Genomic DNA, 17,474 nt, shown 5'->3' with positions numbered 1-17,474 from the left:
AGCAATCCTCACCGCTCGTGACGGGCCGCAGTGGGTCCCCCGGGTCCAGGGCAGGACACATGGCGGCGATGCTCGATGAAGATAGCATGGACAGCCATAGGAAACGTTGGGTCTCAACGGATTTGAGATCACATCCGACCCATCGGTCACGATGCGCGCAATTCGCCCTTACAGCGCCAAACGGACCATGTCCGCGGTGCGAGCCAAGCCGGGGAAGGCTTCGGGGGTGGAGCGGGGGTGCAGGGCGTGGACGGCGAGGCGGAACATCAAGGCGCGTAACAGCATCTGGGGCCATTCGGGCAGGGTGGCCCAGCGGTCGAGCAGGCCGTCGTCGCCACCGCCCCAGGCGAGTGCGTCGACGACAACGACCCCGGCGGCCCAGGTGGCGGGGCGCCAGTAGGGGGTGATGTCGGTGAGGCCGGGGGTGTGGGCGCCGGTGAACAGGACGGTGCCGAAGAGGTCGCCGTGGACGAGTTGATCGGGGCTGCGCACGGGTTTGCGCAGCGTGGAGAGTTGGCCGATCAGTTCCAGGGAGCGCTGGCCGTCGGGGGTGGCGGCGATGGGGACACCGCCCGCGCGCAGGGTGCGCAGCGGGATCGATTCCCAGGCGGCGCGGTCGGCGGCGACGAACACGTCCACGTCGACCCAGGGCGCGACGGGGGGCTGGACCAGGAAGCGGGGGCGTTCCAGTTCCGCTGTCGCCTTGTGCAGGCGCAGCGAGACGGAGACGACCTCGTCGTGGCGGGGTTCGGGGGCGCCGTCGACGAAGGTGTCGGCGCGCCAACCGGAAACAACATAGCGACCGTCGGTGGCGCGGACGGGGCGGGCCACGCGCAGTCCGTCGACCGCGAGGTGTTCGCGTACTTTCGCCGACCACGCGGCCCGCGCGTGATCGGCGACGGGGCTGAGTACCACGTCACCCATGCGCCAGCCACCGTCCCAGTCCCCTAGGGAAACCGGCGTCACTTCGCGAAGCCCGAATGTGGCTCGCACATGCTCGGGAGGTTCGACTGAGGTCACGGGCCGTACCGTAACCCCGCAATCACCGGAGGCGTCCCAAGGCACGCTGTGATACCCCACTTTGCGACCTCACCGCAATATGCGATGAGGTCGCAAACCGGCAGCTATCGGGTCAGTAGACCGGAAGCGACGGATCGACCTGCTTGGCCCAGGCCACCACGCCGCCCTGCAGATGTGTCGCGTCGGCGAAACCGGCGCGCTTCAACGCGGCCAGCGCCTCCGCGGAACGGATGCCGGTCTTGCAGTGCAGCACGATCGGCTTGTTCTGCGGCAGTTCCGACAGCGCCTCGCCGGACAGGATGCGGTCCTTGGGGATCAGGGTCGCGCCCGCGATGTGGACGATGTCCCACTCCACCGGCTCGCGCACGTCGATCAGCTCGATCTTGTCGGCGTCGAGGAGGTCCTTGAGCTCGGCGGCGGTGATGGTCGACCCGGCCGCGGCCGCGGTGCCTTCCTCCGACACCACACCGCAGAACGCGTCGTAGTCGATCAGTTCGGTGATCGGCTCGCGCTGCGGATCGCGGCGCAGCTTGATGGTGCGGTAGTTCATATCCAGTGCGTCGTAGACCATCAGGCGGCCGAGCAGCGTCTCGCCGATGCCGGTGATCAGCTTGATCGCCTCGGTCACCATCACCGATCCGATCGACGCGCACAGCACGCCGAGCACGCCGCCCTCGGCGCAGGAGGGGACCATTCCCGGCGGCGGGGCCTCCGGGTACAGGTCGCGGTAGTTGATGCCGCGACCGTCCGGGGCGTCTTCCCAGAACACCGAGACCTGGCCCTCGAAGCGGTAGATCGAGCCCCACACGTAGGGCTTGCCCGCGAGGACGGCGGCGTCGTTGACGAGGTAGCGGGTGGCGAAGTTGTCGGTGCCGTCGACGATCAGGTCGTACTCGGCGAACAGCTCGACCGCGTTCTCCGGTTCCAGACGGATCTTGTGCAGCCGCACGTCGATCCCGGAGTTGATCTCCAGAATGGAATCGCGGGCGCTGTCGGCCTTGGGACGGCCGATATCGGATTCGCCGTGGATGATCTGGCGCTGCAGGTTGGAGGCGTCGACCTCGTCGAACTCGACGATGCCGAGCGTGCCGACACCGGCGGCGGCCAGATAGAGCAGGGCGGGCGAGCCGAGGCCGCCCGCGCCGATCACGAGGACCTTGGCGTTCTTCAATCGCTTCTGACCGTCTACACCGAGATCGGGGATGATCAGGTGCCTGCTGTAGCGGGCGATTTCGTCCTTGGTCAGTTCCGCGGCCGGCTCGACGAGCGGCGGCAACGTCCCATTGAGAGACACGTGAGAACTCCTGTATCTGTGGCGTCGGCGCGACCGCTTACCGGTGGTCGCTCTGCTGACTACAACCAAACCTGCCGCGCTGTTCTTCCCCGTTCATGTTCCCGCATGGGCGAGGCGACTATCCGCGCGGGTACGGCCAGGGGTTGAAGCGGCAGGTCTTGCCGTCGGCGGGGACCACGCCGTGGGGGTCGAGCAGGGCGATGTCGTTGTTTCTGGTGCCGAAGGTCTGCTGCATCATGATCGGGGCGAGGCCGCCGTCGGTCTCGCACGGCTGATGGCCGTGGTAGCCGATAGCGTGGCCGACCTCGTGGTTGATCTGGTACTGGCGGTAGGAGCCGATGTCGCCGTCGAAGGCCAGCGCGCCGCGCACCCAGCGGACCTCGGAGAGCACGACGCGGTCGAGGTCGGCGTTGTAGCACGACGAGTCGATCGGGATCTCGAATCCGCAAGCGGCACGGGTGCTCTCGCGAGAGGTGAGCGAGAGGCGGAAGTCGGCCGGGCCCGCGTCGATGCGCTGGAAGCCGAACTTGGGGTCGTTGGTCCAGCTCTTCGGGTTGGCCAGGGTGGTCTCCACCATTTTCGCCACGGCGCCGTCGCCACCGAACGGTGAGGTGTCGATGCCGTCCTCGACTTCGACGGTGTAGCGGAACACGCGCTCGGTGCCCGCGCCGACCTGGGCGCTGGTGCCCGGCACGACGTGCCAGGTGCCTGCCGCGCGTTCGACATAGTCGCCACCCTCCGGCAGCGCGCCGAGGGGCAGATCGGCGGGGAACTTGCCGTCGCCCGGAGGCGCGCCGATGATGCCGGACTGCGCCACCTTGGGACTGAGCGCGCCGAAGCCCGGATCGCTGGGCAGCGGCATCGGGCCGGTGCGCACCGCGTCGACGACGACCAGCACGGTGATGGCGAGCAGCACCGGCAACGCGTAGGCCCGCCAGCCGTACGCGGAGACGAATCGGCCGAGCGCGCTCTGCTTCTTCGCATCACGCTGTGGGCTGCGGGCGCGGCCGTTGTCGTTGTCGGTGGGATCCCAGCGGGCACGTAGGGGCTGGCGGGATCGATCGGCGGGCTGATAGAGCCCGAGCGGGTCATAGACCTGCAGTTCCCGCCCCTCCGACGCCGACGTGACAGCACCGGACTCGGAGGGGTGCGTGGAGCGAGCGATATCGCGCCCGCCGTCGGCATGGTCATCCGTCCGGTCGGTCACCCCATCAGATTCTCACAGTAGGCAAATCCGCCGTGCGGGCGGCCGGAGGAGATCGCCCGGTTACGGCCCGGCGAACTCCGCGGACTGGTACTACATTTCCAGGGCGAGACGCAGGGTGAACACCGTGCGAGTATCGTCTTGGGGATACCCGGACCGCACACCTCCGGCCGGGGGAATCGACTATCTATAGAGAGCCGAGATGACTGACCTCGTGGACCGCATGCCCTCGCGCCGATCGGTGCCGGAGACGGTCCCGGCCAAGCGCGGTACCCGTCTGCCTCGTGACGAGCGCCGCCAGCAGTTGCTGCTCGCCGCCAGCGAGGTCTTCGTCCAGCGCGGCTATCACGCGGCGGGCATGGACGAGATCTCCCAGGTGGCCGGGGTCAGCAAGCCGGTGCTGTACCAGCACTTCGCCAGCAAGCTCGAGCTGTACCTGGCGGTGCTGCAGAACTACGTCGACATCCTGGTGTCGAGCGTGCGCCAGGCGCTGCGCTCCACCACCGACAACAAGCAGCGTGTGCGGGCCGCGGTCGCCGCGTACTTCGATTTCGTCGACAACGAGATGCAGGGCTTCCGCCTGGTCTTCGAATCCGACCTCACCAGCGAACCGCAGGTGCAGCGCCGGGTCGAGCAGGCAACCGAGGCATGTGTCGACGCGGTCTTCGATCTGGTGGCCCACGATTCGGGTCTCGATCCCTACCGCGCCCGCATCCTGGCCGTCGGTCTCGTCGGCGCGAGCCAGTTCTCGGCGCGCTACTGGCTCGAAGCCGATCGACCGGTCCCCAAGGACGAAGCGGTCGACACCACGGTCTCGCTGGCGTGGGGCGGCCTCAAGCACGTGCCGCTGACCGCCGCCCAGCGCGCGTACTCCCAGGACCTCTGACTCCGGAGACACGAAAATGCCCCGCCATCGGATGGCGGGGCATTTTCGTGTTCGCAGCTCAGATCGTGGCGAAGCCCACGCGACCGGTGGCCGGGGACCCGATTTCCACGTAAGCGACCTTCGTGGCCTGGATCAGGAACTTGCGGCCCTTCTCGTCGATGAGTGACACGACGCCGGCGGAGCCGCTCAGCGCATCGGACACCAGCGCCTCGATCTCGTCAGGGCTTTGCGCACTGTTGATGACGAGCTCTCGCGGGCTATCCGAAATACCGATCTTGACCTCCACGGCCAACCTCCGAACGTAAGAGTCCTGTGTTGTCAGGTCCCAGGCTAGTGCAGCCCGAACACCGCCGCTCCCACACCTGGTGCGCTGTCAGCGAACGGGGTCAGGCGGGCTCGATCAGTTCGATCTCGAGTTCGATCTTCACGGTGTCCGACAGCATGCCCGGCATGGCGACGCCGACGCCGAAGTCGGTGCGCTTGATGGCGCCGGTGGCGGAGAAGCCCGCGTGCCGGGTGCCGTCGGGGAAGTCGGCGATGCCGCCCCATTCGACGTCGAGGGTCAGCGGCTGGGTGATCGCGCCGAGGGTGGCCTCGCCGGTGACGGTGAAGGTTTCGGCGACCCGAACCGGCTGGGTGGCGCGGAAGCTCAGGGTCGGGCGGTTGGCGACGTCGAGGAAGTCGGCCTGGCGGATGTGGGCGTCGCGGTCGGCGTTGCCGGTGTCGAAGGAGTCGAGTTCGATGGTGGCGCCGAGGGTGGCCGCGCCGGCTTCGTCGACGACGAATTCGGTCACGAAGCGGGTGAAGCCGCCGCGGACTTTGGCGATCCCGAGGTGGCGAATGGTGAACGCGACCGAGGAATGGGCGGCATCGAGGGCCCAGGATCCGGCCTTCAACTGTTGGGTCTGTGTCGGGGAAGTCATGCCTCCACCCTGACCGGACTGCGGTCCGCTAACCAGACCGCGGTTATCCTGGTCCCCGCAGGGCGTGGCTGAAAACTCCGCGACCAGACAGGATCGAGACATGGTTGGCGCAGATAGCACGGATCATCCCGGCGCCCGGTCGGCGTTCGCGGAACTCCTCATCGCTCGTCGCGCCGAGTTGCGCCCGGAAGACGTCGGCCTGCCCGGCGGCGGCAGGCGGCGCACCCCCGGCCTGCGCCGGGAGGAGGTCGCGGTGCTCGCCGGGGTGAGCGCGGATTATCTGGCGCGACTCGAGCAGGGCCGCGATACCAACCCGTCGATGGCCGTGGTCGACGCACTCGCCACCGCGCTGCGGTTCAACGACACCGAGCGGGCCCACTTCGGCTGGCTCGCGCTGACCACTGGCAGCGAATCCCGTTGTCCGAGTACAGCTTTCGATCCAGACCTCGATCAGGTGCCCGCCGCGCTTCGTAGCGTGCTCGACGCGCTCTCCCCCACCCCGGCGTTCGCTCTCGGGCCCCGGGCCAACGTGCTCGCCTGGAACAGCGCATGGGCCGACCTGGCCACACCGCTCGGCCTGCTCGACAACCCGGACATGGTCAACCTCGCCGTCTGGGCCTTCCGCCACCCCCTGGCTCGTACCACGGTCACCGATTGGCCCCAGTTCGCCGATCATCTCGCCGACCAGCTCGCCCGAACACGCCTGCGCCGCCCCGACGACGAACGCATCGCGGGCGTCATCACCGCCCTGCGCGAAGAACCCGAATTCGCCCGCCGTTGGCAGCCTCACCGTCTGGCCGAGGACATCCCCACCCTCCTCGGCTTCGAACATCCCAGCCGGGGCACCCTCACCTACACGGTGCAAACACTGTCCGCCGACAAGGACCAGCAGGTCGTCATCTGGCTACCACGCGAAACGGCTACCCGCGCACCGGAACTCCGCTTGGTTCAGCAACGCGTGGTAGGCGGATAACCTACAAGCCCAGTTCGGCCATGCGGGCCGCGTGACGCTCCTGCATCCGGTCGAACAGGGTCGCGATGCCGTTGAGGTCGCCGGTGGCGGCGAGGACCAGTTCGGCCAGTTCGTCGCGCTGGGCCATCACGAACTGCGCCTGCGTGATCGCCTCGCCGAGCAGCCTGCGCCCCCACAGCGTGAGGCGGTCGCGCTCGGAGCGGCTGGCCGCTACCGCGCTGCGGACCTCGTCGACCACGAACTGCGAGTGCTCGGTCTCGGCGAGTACGTCGCGCACCACATCGGAGACCTCGGTGGGCAGCGCGCCCGCGATCTCGGTGTAGAAGTCGGCGGCCAGGCCGTCGGCGACGTAGAACTTCACCATCGATTCGAGCCAGGTCGACGGGTCGGTGGAGGCGTGATAGGAGTCCAGCACCCCCTGGTACTGCGCCATCGCGGCCTCGGCGTCGGCACCGCGATCAGTGAGTGCAGCTTCCAGAGTCTCGAAGTGCGCGAGCTCGTCGGCCGCCATCTTGGCGACACCGATCCGGCCCCGTAGCGACGGCGCCTGCTTCGCCTCCTCGGCGAGCCGATAGAACGCGGACAGTTCGCCGTAGGCGAGGAGCGCGAACAGCTCCGTCACCCCCGCGTGGTCCGCGGCGAGCGGCTCGGTCGAGAGGAATTCCGGCGCGGCAGAGGTCTGGGCTCCCATGACCGTCAACAATAGTCCCGATCGAGGGTCAGTCGCGTTCGGCCAGGAATTTGTCCAGGTGCGCCCAGGTGGTTTCGCGGGCCTCTGGTCCGGTGAGAATGCCGAGGTGGCTGCCCGGCACGACCTCGTAGGTGACCGATGACGAGCCCGACAGCGTGCGCAAACCGGCCTGGACAGCGGCCTTGGGCGTGATCACGTCGGACTCGCCGCCGATCAGCAACACGGGCACGCGCACATCGGCGAGTTCGATGGTCCGGTCGGCCAGTTCGAGCCTGCCGTTGCCGATGTCGTTGGCCAGCATCATCCGACCCCACAGCTGGTTGTAGAAACGGCCGGGGTAGCCGGGCATGGCGGCCTGGAAACGGTCGATCGATTCCATTTTGGCCAGGGTCGCGGCATCGGTGATATTCCTGGCGATGAACCGAGGGCGCGCCAGTTCACGGTCGTACGCGGCGAGGCGGTAGGCGAGCTTGGTGAGCGGCGCCGGAATGCCACCCGCGGCCCGGACGAGCGCGGTGGCGCCCCAGCCGCCGGTGAGGTTCGCCACGGCGCGCAACTGCGGGATGCCGAGCATCTTGTCGTAGTCGAGCGGCGGGCCGACGCCGGTGACCGAGCGGATCGGTAGCTCTGGGTTCGCCGCGGCGGTGAGCAGCGAGAACATGCCGCCGACGGACCAGCCGATGAGGTCGACCGGCGCACCGCCGCGATCGGCGCTCACGCGCAGGATCGCCTCGGGCAGGATGTCGGTGACCCAGTCCTCGAAGCCCATCCGGCGATCGGCGAAGGAGATCTCGCCGTAGTCGACCAGGTAGGGCGCGCGGCCGGTCTCCACCAGATACCGCGCCAGGCTCTGATCGCGACGCAGGTCGAAGCAGGTGGCGGGCGCGGCCAGCGGCGGCACCAGCAACACCGCGGAATCGCTTGCCGCAGACTGGAATTCGGTATCGTAGCGACGCAGCAGGCGGTGCGGCTCGTCCCACAGCACGGTCGAGGGCGCCGGGTCGACGGGCTCGATACCCGCGCCGAAGCTCAGGGCCCACGCGTGGCGCGCGGCGGTGGTGACGGTGTCGGTGATACTCACGACTAGAAATGTCTCACAGGTGGTACCACCGGTACCAGTGAGCTCGATTACACCCGCGGACACGCGCGAAATCCGGCGCTCATGAATTGCGCTGCGACACACCACCCGCGCTGAGGATATCCGGTGGCGAGCCTGTATTCGCGCGGCATTCACCGACGTCGAAATTCGGATTACGCAGATTATCACGCTACAATCTGCGTGGACAACGCTAATTTCGGCGCCCGGACATACTCCGCGGCCTGGCACTCCACCGGCGCACAGCGCGGGCGGACAGCGGCGATGTCCACAGACAGCAATGTCGAGAATATGTGCGCGCAACGAATCCGCATCACCGCAGCGCCGCGCCGATGACACCGTCTCGACGGCCACGCATAACGCCTGGTCGGCGATGGTTATCCGGCGCCGGCCCGGTGAGTATCACAGGCGGGTAAGTGGTCGTCGCGGGCCGACCGGCCCGCCCCACCTCGTGCGTGCGAGATGCAATGACGAGGAAGGCACGAACACTGAGCAAGATCACTGTCGAACAGGAACCCGGTTTGGCCGACACACTCCTGACGGCCGAACTGGACAACACCCACATCCCGCCGAGTTTCGCCGAATTGGGCGTGCGCGAAGAAATCGTGCGCGCACTCGGTGAGATCGGGATCGAACGCACCTTCGCGATTCAGGAACTGACCCTGCCGCTGGCGCTGGCCGGCGATGATCTCATCGGCCAGGCCCGCACCGGCATGGGCAAGACCTTCGGTTTCGGTGTGCCGTTGCTGCACCGCATCGCCACCGCCGACACCGGCACCACCCCGCTCGACGGCACCCCGCGCGCGCTGGTGATCGTGCCGACGCGCGAGCTGTGCATCCAGGTCACCAAGGACCTGGAGAACGCGAGCAAGTACCTCACCAACCACCAGGGTTCGCTGAAGGTCGCCGCCATCTACGGTGGGCGCCCCTACGACACCCAGATCGCCGCACTGCGCGACGGCGTCGACGTGGTCGTCGGCACCCCGGGTCGTCTGCTGGATCTGGCGAACCAGAACCACCTGATCCTCGGCAAGATCGGCGTGCTCGTCCTCGACGAGGCCGACGAGATGCTCGACCTGGGCTTCCTGCCCGATATCGAGCGCATCCTGTCGATGGTGCCCGACAAGCGGCAGACGATGCTGTTCTCGGCCACCATGCCGGGCCCGATCATCACCCTGGCCCGCACGTTCCTGACCAAGCCGACGCACATCCGCGCCGAACTGGCCAACGATTCGGCGGTGCACGACCGCACCGCGCAGTTCGTCTACCGGGCCCACGCGATGGACAAGGCCGAACTGGTCGCGCGCGTGCTGCAGGCGGAATCCCGCGGCGCGACGATGATCTTCACCCGCACCAAGCGCACCGCGCAGAAGGTGGCCGACGATCTCGCCGAGCGCGGCTTCAATGTCGGCGCCGTGCACGGTGACCTCGGCCAGATCGCCCGCGAGAAGGCGCTGACCAAGTTCCGCAAGGGCACCATCGACGTGCTCGTCGCCACCGATGTCGCCGCGCGCGGTATCGACATCGACGACGTCACCCACGTCATCAACTACCAGTGCCCCGAGGACGAGAAGACCTACGTGCACCGGATCGGCCGCACCGGCCGCGCCGGCCGCACCGGTGTCGCGATCACCCTCATCGACTGGGACGAGCTGCACCGCTGGGAGTCGATCAACAAGGCACTCGGCCTGAACATGGCCGATCCGGCCGAGACCTACTCCCGTTCGCCGCACCTCTACAGCGATCTCGGCATCCCCGAGGGCATCACCGGCGTGATCCGCAAGCCCGCAGCCCCCACCCGTGACGACGACGCCGTGGTCGAGGAGCGCACCGAGCGCCCCAAGTCCTCGCGCAGCCGTCGCCGCACCCGCGCCGGCACGCCCATCGTCGAGGGCAGCGAATCGGGCACGACCACCGAGTCGAGCACCGATTCCGCGGACGACACCACCGACGGCGACAAGCCCGCCCGACGCAGGCGCCGCCGCCGCAAGCCCGCCGAGGCAGGCGAAGCGGGAACCGCCGAGTCAACCACCAGCGAGGCCACCGAAGCGCCCGAATCGGCTCCGGCCGAGGGCGACGACGCAGCCAAGCCCGCGCGACGCAGGCGCCGCCGCAAGCCCGCGGAAGCCACCGCGTCCGACGCAGCGGAAACCGTAGACGCTTAGTCGGCACTGCTAGTGTCGCTGTCGTGCTCGCACCCGAACGGCGGACGCGCGCCGACACTCTTGTAGCAATCGCGATCGCCGTCACTCTCGTAGTGGCGGCGTTCGTCGTCTGGGCGCGTGCCGATGCCACCGGGACCGATTCGGTCACCGCGGCGTCCCCCCCTCCCACCGTCACCGCGGCTACCCAACTGCCCACCACCTTGCGCGAGCAGTGGCATGCCGCCGACGAGTCGAGCAGGCGGGCGCTCACGTCGGGCAATGTGGTGGTGACCGGCGACCACGGCACCGTGAGCGGGCGCGATCCGATCACCGGCACGCAGCTGTGGTGGTATCGCCGGGATATGCCGCTGTGCGGGGTCGAGTCGCAGTTCGGAACCGTGATCGCCACCTATCGCGATCAGCGTGGGTGCAGTCAGTCGGTGATGCTGGAGGCCGATACCGGTGAGCGCCGGGTCGCGCGCAGCAGCTACATGGACGACGAGATTCGCGTCACCGGTGACGGCACCTACCTGCTGGCGCTCGGCGCGAACCGGCTGGAGATGTGGCGCTCGGACCTGGTGCGCACCCTCGAGTACGGCTATGTCGACGCGCCGGTGAATCCGAATACCCAGCCGCGCAACGGATGTGCGTTGCGCTCGGCCGCATCGAGTTCCTCGCGACTCGCGGTGCTCGAACGCTGCCCGGGCGATACGACCGACCGGCTGACAGTGCTCAACCCGGCGCCGAAGGAATCGACCGCCCCCGAGGAATACGGCTCGCGGGTACTCACCGCACCGGGCGCCGACTCCCCCGAGATGCGGGTGATCGCGGTGTCGGACAACAAGATCGCCGTCTACTACCCCCCGACCCCGCCCACCGCCACCGGCCTCGGACTGCCCGCCAGGATCGTCGTGCACGACGGCACCGGCAACGAGATCGCGACCCATCAGCTCGCCGCCCCGTGGGACGCGCGCGCCACGGTGACCCGCCTCGGCTCGGCCATCTACGTCTTCACCGGCAACAGCCTCATCGCCTTGAGCTCGAGCACCTTACAGCCGGTCTGGACGGTTCGCGACGCTCTCGGCACGCCCGCGCTGATGGCGGGCAGGCTGCTGGTCCCGGTCTCCGACGGGCAGCTCGTGGTGGACAGCGGCAACGGCGCGATCGTCGCGCAGATCCCGGTCGAGCGCACCGACTACCGCGGCGACACCATCACCACCGCCGTCCTGGGCAACACCGTGTTCGAACACCGCGGCGGACAGCTGTACGCGCTCGGCTGAACCCGCGCTGCCATGATGGACTCATGTCCACACCCGATGCCCGCCTGGTCCTGCTGCGCCACGGCGAAACCGAGTGGTCGAGTCAACGTAAGCACACCAGCTTCACCGACCTGCCGCTGACCGAGCAGGGCGAGGCCCAGGCCGTCGCGGCCGGACTGGTGGTGAAATCGCTCGACCTGCGCGATCCGCTCTGCTTCACCAGTCCGCGCCTGCGGGCGCGCCGGACCGCCGAACTGGCCGGACTGTCCCCGATCCAGCTCGACGAGGACCTGGTCGAGTGGAACTACGGCGAGTACGAGGGCATCACGACCGCGACGATCCGCGAAACCGTGCCCGGCTGGACCGTGTGGACCGCGCCGGTCCCCGGCGGCGAGACGGCCGAGCAAGTGGGTGAGCGGGCCGACCGGGTGCTCGCCCGGGTCGAGCCGGAGCTGCCACAGCGCGACGTGGTCCTGGTCGGTCACGGACATTTCTCGCGGGTGCTGATCGCGCGCTGGGCGGAGTTCGCGGTGCGCGAGGGCCGCCGGTTCGCGATGTCCACCGGGGCGGTGAGCGTGCTCGGCTTCGACCACGACGCCCGCTCCATCTGGGGCCACAACCTGACGACCCGCACCGAACCGATCGAAGGAATCTCGCGATGAGCGCACTGGTCCGCCGGGCCACCCCCGCCGATGTGACCGCGATGGTCGGGCTCGTCCACGATCTGGCCGAGTACGAGAAGGCGCCCGCCGAGTGCACGCTCACCCCGGAGCAGTTGCGGTCCGCGCTGTTCGGGCCGACGCCCGCGCTCTTCGCCCACGTCGCAGAGAACGACGGCGAGGTCGACGGCTGTGCGATCTGGTTCCTGAACTACTCCACCTGGGACGGCGTGCACGGTATCTACCTCGAGGACCTGTACGTGCGCCCGGAGACCCGCGGCACGGGACTCGGCCGCGCACTCGTGGCGGCACTGGCCGCCGAGGCGGTCGAACACGGCTACAGCAGGGTGTCGTGGTCGGTGCTCACCTGGAACACGCCGTCGATCGAGTTCTACCGATCCCTCGGCGCCGCACCGCAGGACGAATGGATCGGCTACCGCCTCGCCGGTGCGGAACTGACGGCGCTGGCCGCGACCGTGAGCTGAGCCGTATGCGTATCGCGTTACCCCACGATTGGCCGCGCACACCCGAGGAGGCGATCGCACTACAGGACGAACTCCGCCCCCTGGTGTCGACGGAAAACGTTGCGCCGCCACAATTTTCGACGGCGGCCGGAATCGATTCGGCCTATGCCGAAGACGGCACCGTCGCGACGGCTGCGGTAATTATCGACATCGCCACCATGGAAACGGTGGAAACGGCAGTCGCACAGGGGATTTCGAAATTCCCTTATGTGCCGGGACTACTCGCGTTCCGGGAACTGCCCGCGACGGTCGCCGCATTGGAAAAACTCACCACCACACCGGATCTACTCGTGTGTGATGCACAAGGATCGGCGCATCCCCGAAGGTTCGGATTGGCGTGCCATGTCGGGTTGCTCACCGGCATTCCGACCATCGGTGTCGCCAAATCGGTGTGGGGCGAATACCGTGCGCCCGGCCCACGTCGCGGTGATGTCAGTGATGTGACCATCGACGGCGAAGTCGTCGGCCGGGCACTGCGCACCCGCGACGAGGTTAAACCGCTCTTCGTCTCGGTCGGCCATCTCATCGACCTCGATACCGCCTGCGCACAGGTGCTCGCCCTCACCCAGGGATTCCGGCAACCCGAGACCACCCGCCGAGCCGACCACCTGTGCCGTGAGGCGCTGCGCGCGGCAACGGCCTGACCAGAGGCGATCTTCCCCGGGGATCTCACCGTAGTCCTGCCCGACAAAGGTCAGACTACGAATCGTCTTCGGGGATTTCGCCGTAGTCCTGAGCCATGAAGCGACTGGTGGCCGGCGCGAACAGGGTGACCAACCCGGCCACCGCCACGAGCCCCAGCAGACTCCCCCACAACGGCTGATGCGAGTCCGTCAGCAACGACCAAGCCACCGGCACCAGCAACACGTTCGCGATGACCGCGATGGCCCGCCCCCAGCGTTTGCCGCGCAGCAGCCCGATGCCCGCCGCGAGCACCCCGCCGAACAGCACCCCGAACCAGATCGCGGTGCCCACCCCGCTCGCCGCCGACTGATCGTGCCCGGTCAGCGCCCGCACGATCAGCACGATCGCGGTCGCCACCCCGGCCAGGCCCTCCAGCGAAACCAGCCCACCTGCCAGCCGCACCGTCATCGGGATGCCGGTCGACACCTGTTCGCCGCCCGCGCGCTGGTCACCGTCTGTCACGTCCTGCTCTGCCACGTGCCCCAGCCTACGACGACGTGTCGTGGCGCCCGGCGCGCGTCGGCTGTTCGCCCGCGCGCACTACCCTCGGCACTGTGCGGACGCTGCTCATTGTCAATCCCAATGCCACCTCGACGACCCCGGCCACCCGGGATCTGCTCGCTCACGCCTTGGAGAGCCGAACGCAGCTGACCGTTGCGCACACCCAGCATCGCGGCCACGCGGCCGAACTGGCCCAGTGGGCATCGACGCAGGAAATGGACCTGATCGTCGTGCACGGTGGCGATGGGACGGTCAACGAGACCATCAACGGCTTCCTTCCGGTGCCCCAGGTCGGCGACGACCAGGTGTGGCGCCCGCGCCTCGGGATCATCCCCGGCGGCTCGGCGAACGTCTTCGCCCGCGCGCTCGGCATCTCCCCCGATCCCGTGACAGCTACCAACCAGCTCATCGATCTGCTGGCGCGCGACGCCGACCGCCGGATCGGGCTCGGCCTCGCCGACGACCGGTGGTTCACCTTCAGCGCGGGCGTCGGCCTCGACGCCGATGTGTGCGAGGCGATCGACACCGCCCGCGCCAAGGGCCGCAAGGCGACGCCCGCGCGATATCTGCGAACCACGGTGCGTCAGTTCTTCCGGGCCCGGCGTCAGCATCCGAGCGTCACCGTCGAGGTCACGGGAAGGGATCCACTGGAGGAGGTCTATTACGCCTTCGTCACGAATTCGAGTCCGTGGACCTATCTCGAGGACCGTCCGATTCGCACGAATCCCACCACCACCTTCGAATCGGGTCTCGGTGTGTTCGCGGTCAAGTCGATGAGTGTGACCCGAACCCTGTTGCTTGCGCGGCAGTTGCTGGCCGAGAATGGAAACCCCAAGTCGCCCATACTTTTCCGCGCCGATGATGTGCCGTCCGTGCGAATCGAGACGGACACGGAGATCGGCCTGCAAATCGATGGCGACTTCATCGAAAAACGCAAGATGGTGCATTTCACATCCGTCCCCAGCGTGCTGGACGTGGTGGCCCCCAAGCCGTCCTGACACTCGACCGTCAAGAAAAATCTCCTGGTTGCGCTGCGAAAACCCGGAGACGCGAGTACAAAGGACCGGGCAGGTTCCCCTAGTGGGGGCCCAGAGCGTGATCTCCCCCACGGTGCGCCGGAGACCTATTGACATCTACGGTGATCGTGAAAGCATTCACAAGCAACCGTGCGGAAACATTCGAGTCGCACAAGTGAACGATCCACTAACTACAGGCGCCCTTTGTGGCGCCCTCGCAAAGGAGCAGAGGAATGGACTGGCGCCACAAGGCCATCTGTCGCGATGAGGACCCCGAACTGTTCTTCCCGGTGGGTAACAGTGGTCCTGCGCTCGCGCAGATTGCCGATGCCAAGCTGGTCTGCGCCCGCTGCCCCGTCACTGCCGATTGCCTGTCATGGGCCCTGAAGTCCGGACAGGATGCCGGCGTGTGGGGTGGAATGAGCGAAGACGAGCGGCGCGCGCTCAAGCGGCGCAACGCACGCACCCGTACGCGTACCTCCGTCTAAGTCGACGGACCTGGCGTTGCCGGGCCATCAGCCCCCCCGGCCCGGTAACGCATGTGTGAGAACCCGGCACCTTACGGTGCCGGGTTTATTGTTGCCCACCAGCTGTTCTCAGTAGTTTCAGCGCCCGGAACGACGTCCGAGCGGAACCCGCAACACCGCGTCGGTGCCCACATCGGCGCCAGGATGCAAGCCGATCGAGCCGCCCAGTTCCGACGTCACCAGGGTGCGCACGATCTGCAGACCCAACCGGTCGGAACCTTCCAGACTGAACCCTGACGGCAGGCCACGGCCGTCGTCGGAGATGATCACGTCGAGCCAGCGCGCCGACCGTTCCGAGCGAATTGTCACGGTACCGTTCTCGCCGGCGTCGAAGGCGTGCTCGATCGCGTTCTGCACCAGTTCCGTCAACACCATCACCAGCGGTGTCGCCCGCTCCGCGGAGAACACCCCGAGCGAGCCCGCCCGGCGCACCTTGATCCGCGCGGTGTGCACCGTCGCCACATCCGCCATGATCGGCAGCAGCCGGTCGATGACCTCGTCGAGGTCGACTTCCTCGTCCACCGACATCGACAGCATCTCGTGCACCGAGGCGATGGATGTGACCCGGCGCACCGATTCCGTCAGCGCCACTTGGGCTTCCGGGTTCTCGGTGCGGCGGGCTTGCAGCCGCAGCAGCGCCGCCACGGTCTGCAGGTTGTTCTTCACCCGGTGGTGGATCTCGCGGATCGTGGCGTCCTTGCTCAGCAACGCGCGGTCGCGGCGCTTCACCTCGGTGACATCGCGCACCAGCACCGCGGGCCCGGCCAATTCCCCACCCGGACGCAGCACCAGCGTGCGCAACAACACCGTCGCCCCGCGGGCCTCGACTTCCATCCGGCGCCCGGTGCGACCGGCGAGCGCGGCCTGGATATCGGCCACCACTTCCTGCGCGTCGAACGGATCGGTGATCAACGAACGGGTGGTCACCGCGAGATCCTGACCGACGAGATCGGCCTGCATCCCCATTCGGTGATAGGCCGACAGCGCGTTCGGGCTCGCGTAGACGACGAGGCCCTCGGTGTCGAGGCGGATGAAACCGTCGCCCGCGCGGGGGCTGGAGTGCGTGGCCGCCCGGTCCTCCGGCACCGGAAAGCTGCCGTCGGCGATCATCTGGCACAGATCGTCGGCGCAGGACACATAGGCCGTTTCGAGAGTACTGCGAACCCGCGAACGCGCCAGGTCGGAATCACGGCTGAGCACGGCGATCACGTCGTCGCCGCAGCGCACCGGAATCGCTTCGCGCACCGCGTGTACCGGACTCGGGTGATAGACCCCACTCACCTCGACCTCGGCGTCGGTACGCACGGTGTTCCCGCTCAGCAGGGCGTCGAAGACCTGCGGGAAATCGGTGCGTGAGGCGGTGGTGTCGACCTTGTCCTCGAGATGCACGGTGGGTGCGGTCGTCGGCCGGATCTGGGCCACACACACCACATCGGAGCCGTCGACGACCGGGCCCGCGCCCACCCACAGCAGCAGATCGGAGAACGAGAGATCGGCGAGCAACTGCCAATCGCCCACCACCCGTTGCAGATGGTCCACGGCGATGCCGGGGAGGTCGGTGTGTTCGGCCAGGAGCTCGCTCAGTGTTGCCACGCTGGATCTACCGCTTCGTTTTCGTCGGACCTACGCGATGGTGGCGATGAGGTCGCCCGCCTGTAGAACCTGGCCCGGTGTGACGTCGACCGTGGTCACGTCGCCCTCGACCTCGGTGAGGACCGGGATCTCCATCTTCATCGATTCGAGCAGCACCAGTGTCTGGTCGACCCGGACGTGTTCGCCCACGGTGACCTCGACAGCGAGCACGGTCGAGACCATCTCCGCGCGCACTTCTTCAGGCATGGCACCCCGTTCAATAGTCGTGTGGCCCCCGCGATACGACGGTGGCCGGTATCCGCCGAAGCTACAGCCAATCACACATGAAACAATGGCTGTCGACCAGACATAGAAGGGAGCTCCCATGGGTAAGCGTGGACGTAAGAAGCGCAGCCGCAAGGGCAACGCCGCAAACCACGGCAAGCGTCCTAACGCTTGAGTCGTGCCGCTGCGCACAGACGACAACAGCACGCTCTCGAT

The 17,474-nt window shown here is 67.7% G+C and carries 20 protein-coding genes; 10 read left to right on the top strand and 10 right to left on the bottom strand.

Annotation, left to right across the window (positions count from 1 at the left end; translation table 11 throughout):
- Nucleotides 1-168: 168 nt before the first annotated feature.
- The 3 genes from NS1_RS10190 to NS1_RS10180 all read right to left on the bottom strand — a co-directional run bounded on the left by NS1_RS10190 (nucleotide 169) and on the right by NS1_RS10180 (nucleotide 3,521).
- A complete protein-coding gene (locus NS1_RS10190; RefSeq protein WP_056812910.1) occupies nucleotides 169-1,020 on the bottom strand; it encodes a TIGR02569 family protein in 852 nt (283 codons plus the stop codon).
- 112 nt (nucleotides 1,021-1,132) lie between these two features.
- Nucleotides 1,133-2,314: an adenylyltransferase/sulfurtransferase MoeZ gene (gene moeZ / locus NS1_RS10185; RefSeq protein ID WP_062983640.1), complete on the bottom strand. Its 1,182-nt coding sequence runs from the start codon at nucleotides 2,312-2,314 to the stop codon at nucleotides 1,133-1,135.
- A 118-nt stretch (nucleotides 2,315-2,432) separates the two neighbouring features.
- A complete protein-coding gene (locus NS1_RS10180; protein ID WP_084503634.1) occupies nucleotides 2,433-3,521 on the bottom strand; it encodes a DUF3152 domain-containing protein in 1,089 nt (362 codons plus the stop codon).
- Nucleotides 3,522-3,720: 199 nt separating this feature from the next.
- Here NS1_RS10180 and fasR point away from each other — a divergent pair, with 199 nt between their 5' ends.
- On the top strand, nucleotides 3,721-4,404 hold the full coding sequence (gene fasR / locus NS1_RS10175) for an HTH-type transcriptional activator FasR (RefSeq protein WP_056812916.1): 684 nt from the start codon (nucleotides 3,721-3,723) through the stop codon (nucleotides 4,402-4,404).
- Between the two features lie 58 nt (nucleotides 4,405-4,462).
- Here the strand turns inward: fasR and NS1_RS10170 are convergent, their stop codons facing one another.
- Both NS1_RS10170 and NS1_RS10165 read right to left on the bottom strand, forming a co-directional pair.
- Complete coding sequence (locus NS1_RS10170) at nucleotides 4,463-4,690, bottom strand: DUF3107 domain-containing protein (RefSeq protein WP_062983638.1); 228 nt, start codon at nucleotides 4,688-4,690, stop codon at nucleotides 4,463-4,465.
- A 100-nt stretch (nucleotides 4,691-4,790) separates the two neighbouring features.
- Nucleotides 4,791-5,327, bottom strand: a complete 537-nt coding sequence (locus tag NS1_RS10165) for a YceI family protein (protein WP_062983636.1) — start codon at nucleotides 5,325-5,327, stop codon at nucleotides 4,791-4,793.
- 100 nt (nucleotides 5,328-5,427) lie between these two features.
- Here NS1_RS10165 and NS1_RS10160 point away from each other — a divergent pair, with 100 nt between their 5' ends.
- A complete protein-coding gene (locus NS1_RS10160) occupies nucleotides 5,428-6,300 on the top strand; it encodes a helix-turn-helix transcriptional regulator (protein WP_062983633.1) in 873 nt (290 codons plus the stop codon).
- 1 nt (nucleotide 6,301) lies between these two features.
- Here the strand turns inward: NS1_RS10160 and NS1_RS10155 are convergent, their stop codons facing one another.
- Both NS1_RS10155 and NS1_RS10150 read right to left on the bottom strand, forming a co-directional pair.
- The gene (locus NS1_RS10155; RefSeq protein ID WP_062983631.1) at nucleotides 6,302-6,991 is read right to left on the bottom strand and encodes a ferritin-like fold-containing protein; all 690 of its coding nucleotides are present in this window, start codon (nucleotides 6,989-6,991) and stop codon (nucleotides 6,302-6,304) included.
- A 28-nt stretch (nucleotides 6,992-7,019) separates the two neighbouring features.
- Nucleotides 7,020-8,072, bottom strand: coding sequence for an alpha/beta fold hydrolase (locus tag NS1_RS10150; protein WP_062983629.1), 1,053 nt, complete (start codon nucleotides 8,070-8,072; stop codon nucleotides 7,020-7,022).
- Nucleotides 8,073-8,554: 482 nt separating this feature from the next.
- On the opposite strand from NS1_RS10150, the gene NS1_RS10145 reads away from it, so the two are divergent.
- From NS1_RS10145 to NS1_RS10125, 5 genes are read left to right on the top strand one after another with little or no spacing between them, the layout of a single operon-like run.
- Nucleotides 8,555-10,252, top strand: a complete 1,698-nt coding sequence (locus tag NS1_RS10145; RefSeq protein ID WP_062983628.1) for a DEAD/DEAH box helicase — start codon at nucleotides 8,555-8,557, stop codon at nucleotides 10,250-10,252.
- 23 nt (nucleotides 10,253-10,275) lie between these two features.
- On the top strand, nucleotides 10,276-11,511 hold the full coding sequence (locus NS1_RS10140) for an Rv3212 family protein (RefSeq protein ID WP_062983627.1): 1,236 nt from the start codon (nucleotides 10,276-10,278) through the stop codon (nucleotides 11,509-11,511).
- A 23-nt stretch (nucleotides 11,512-11,534) separates the two neighbouring features.
- Nucleotides 11,535-12,152 carry an acid phosphatase gene (locus tag NS1_RS10135; RefSeq protein ID WP_062983626.1) on the top strand — a complete coding sequence of 206 codons (618 nt, stop codon included), beginning with the start codon at nucleotides 11,535-11,537 and terminating at the stop codon, nucleotides 12,150-12,152.
- A gap of 5 nt (nucleotides 12,153-12,157) precedes the next feature.
- Nucleotides 12,158-12,634: a GNAT family N-acetyltransferase gene (locus tag NS1_RS10130; protein ID WP_062984062.1), complete on the top strand. Its 477-nt coding sequence runs from the start codon at nucleotides 12,158-12,160 to the stop codon at nucleotides 12,632-12,634.
- 5 nt (nucleotides 12,635-12,639) lie between these two features.
- On the top strand, nucleotides 12,640-13,317 hold the full coding sequence (locus NS1_RS10125) for an endonuclease V (RefSeq protein WP_062983625.1): 678 nt from the start codon (nucleotides 12,640-12,642) through the stop codon (nucleotides 13,315-13,317).
- A gap of 55 nt (nucleotides 13,318-13,372) precedes the next feature.
- On the opposite strand, the gene NS1_RS10120 is transcribed toward NS1_RS10125, so the two are convergent.
- Entirely contained in the window at nucleotides 13,373-13,765 is a 393-nt protein-coding gene (locus NS1_RS10120; protein ID WP_056815885.1) for a hypothetical protein, read from the bottom strand.
- A 146-nt stretch (nucleotides 13,766-13,911) separates the two neighbouring features.
- Between NS1_RS10120 and NS1_RS10115 the strand changes: the two genes are divergently transcribed.
- Entirely contained in the window at nucleotides 13,912-14,856 is a 945-nt protein-coding gene (locus tag NS1_RS10115) for a diacylglycerol/lipid kinase family protein (RefSeq protein ID WP_062983624.1), read from the top strand.
- Nucleotides 14,857-15,107: 251 nt separating this feature from the next.
- Nucleotides 15,108-15,362, top strand: a complete 255-nt coding sequence (locus NS1_RS10110; RefSeq protein ID WP_022567051.1) for a WhiB family transcriptional regulator — start codon at nucleotides 15,108-15,110, stop codon at nucleotides 15,360-15,362.
- 117 nt (nucleotides 15,363-15,479) lie between these two features.
- Here the strand turns inward: NS1_RS10110 and NS1_RS10105 are convergent, their stop codons facing one another.
- A complete protein-coding gene (locus tag NS1_RS10105; RefSeq protein ID WP_056812950.1) occupies nucleotides 15,480-16,994 on the bottom strand; it encodes a sensor histidine kinase in 1,515 nt (504 codons plus the stop codon).
- Nucleotides 16,995-17,024: 30 nt separating this feature from the next.
- The gene (locus tag NS1_RS10100; protein ID WP_056812952.1) at nucleotides 17,025-17,240 is read right to left on the bottom strand and encodes a biotin/lipoyl-binding carrier protein; all 216 of its coding nucleotides are present in this window, start codon (nucleotides 17,238-17,240) and stop codon (nucleotides 17,025-17,027) included.
- Between the two features lie 118 nt (nucleotides 17,241-17,358).
- On the opposite strand from NS1_RS10100, the gene NS1_RS42385 reads away from it, so the two are divergent.
- Complete coding sequence (locus NS1_RS42385) at nucleotides 17,359-17,433, top strand: 50S ribosomal protein bL37 (protein ID WP_022597109.1); 75 nt, start codon at nucleotides 17,359-17,361, stop codon at nucleotides 17,431-17,433.
- Nucleotides 17,434-17,474: the final 41 nt, after the last annotated feature.

Origin of the sequence: Nocardia salmonicida NBRC 13393, assembly GCF_001613085.1 — a bacterium.
Taxonomy (GTDB): Bacteria; Actinomycetota; Actinomycetes; order Mycobacteriales; family Mycobacteriaceae; genus Nocardia; species Nocardia salmonicida.
The sequence above is the reverse complement of the archived record's forward strand: the minus strand, read 5'-3'. Positions and strand labels throughout refer to the sequence as shown.

Excerpts from the sequence above, each read along its gene's own strand:
- NS1_RS10155 (WP_062983631.1), bottom strand. The coding sequence starts at position 6,991 with ATGGGAGCCCAGACCTCTGCCGCGCCGGAATTCCTCTCGACCGAGCCG.
- NS1_RS10110 (WP_022567051.1), top strand. The coding sequence starts at position 15,108 with ATGGACTGGCGCCACAAGGCCATCTGTCGCGATGAGGACCCCGAACTG.
- NS1_RS10100 (WP_056812952.1), bottom strand. The coding sequence starts at position 17,240 with ATGCCTGAAGAAGTGCGCGCGGAGATGGTCTCGACCGTGCTCGCTGTC.
- NS1_RS10135 (WP_062983626.1), top strand. The coding sequence starts at position 11,535 with ATGTCCACACCCGATGCCCGCCTGGTCCTGCTGCGCCACGGCGAAACC.
- fasR (WP_056812916.1), top strand. The coding sequence starts at position 3,721 with ATGACTGACCTCGTGGACCGCATGCCCTCGCGCCGATCGGTGCCGGAG.
- NS1_RS10120 (WP_056815885.1), bottom strand. The coding sequence starts at position 13,765 with ATGACGGTGCGGCTGGCAGGTGGGCTGGTTTCGCTGGAGGGCCTGGCC.
- NS1_RS10125 (WP_062983625.1), top strand. The coding sequence starts at position 12,640 with ATGCGTATCGCGTTACCCCACGATTGGCCGCGCACACCCGAGGAGGCG.
- NS1_RS10145 (WP_062983628.1), top strand. The coding sequence starts at position 8,555 with ATGACGAGGAAGGCACGAACACTGAGCAAGATCACTGTCGAACAGGAA.
- NS1_RS10160 (WP_062983633.1), top strand. The coding sequence starts at position 5,428 with ATGGTTGGCGCAGATAGCACGGATCATCCCGGCGCCCGGTCGGCGTTC.
- NS1_RS10165 (WP_062983636.1), bottom strand. The coding sequence starts at position 5,327 with ATGACTTCCCCGACACAGACCCAACAGTTGAAGGCCGGATCCTGGGCC.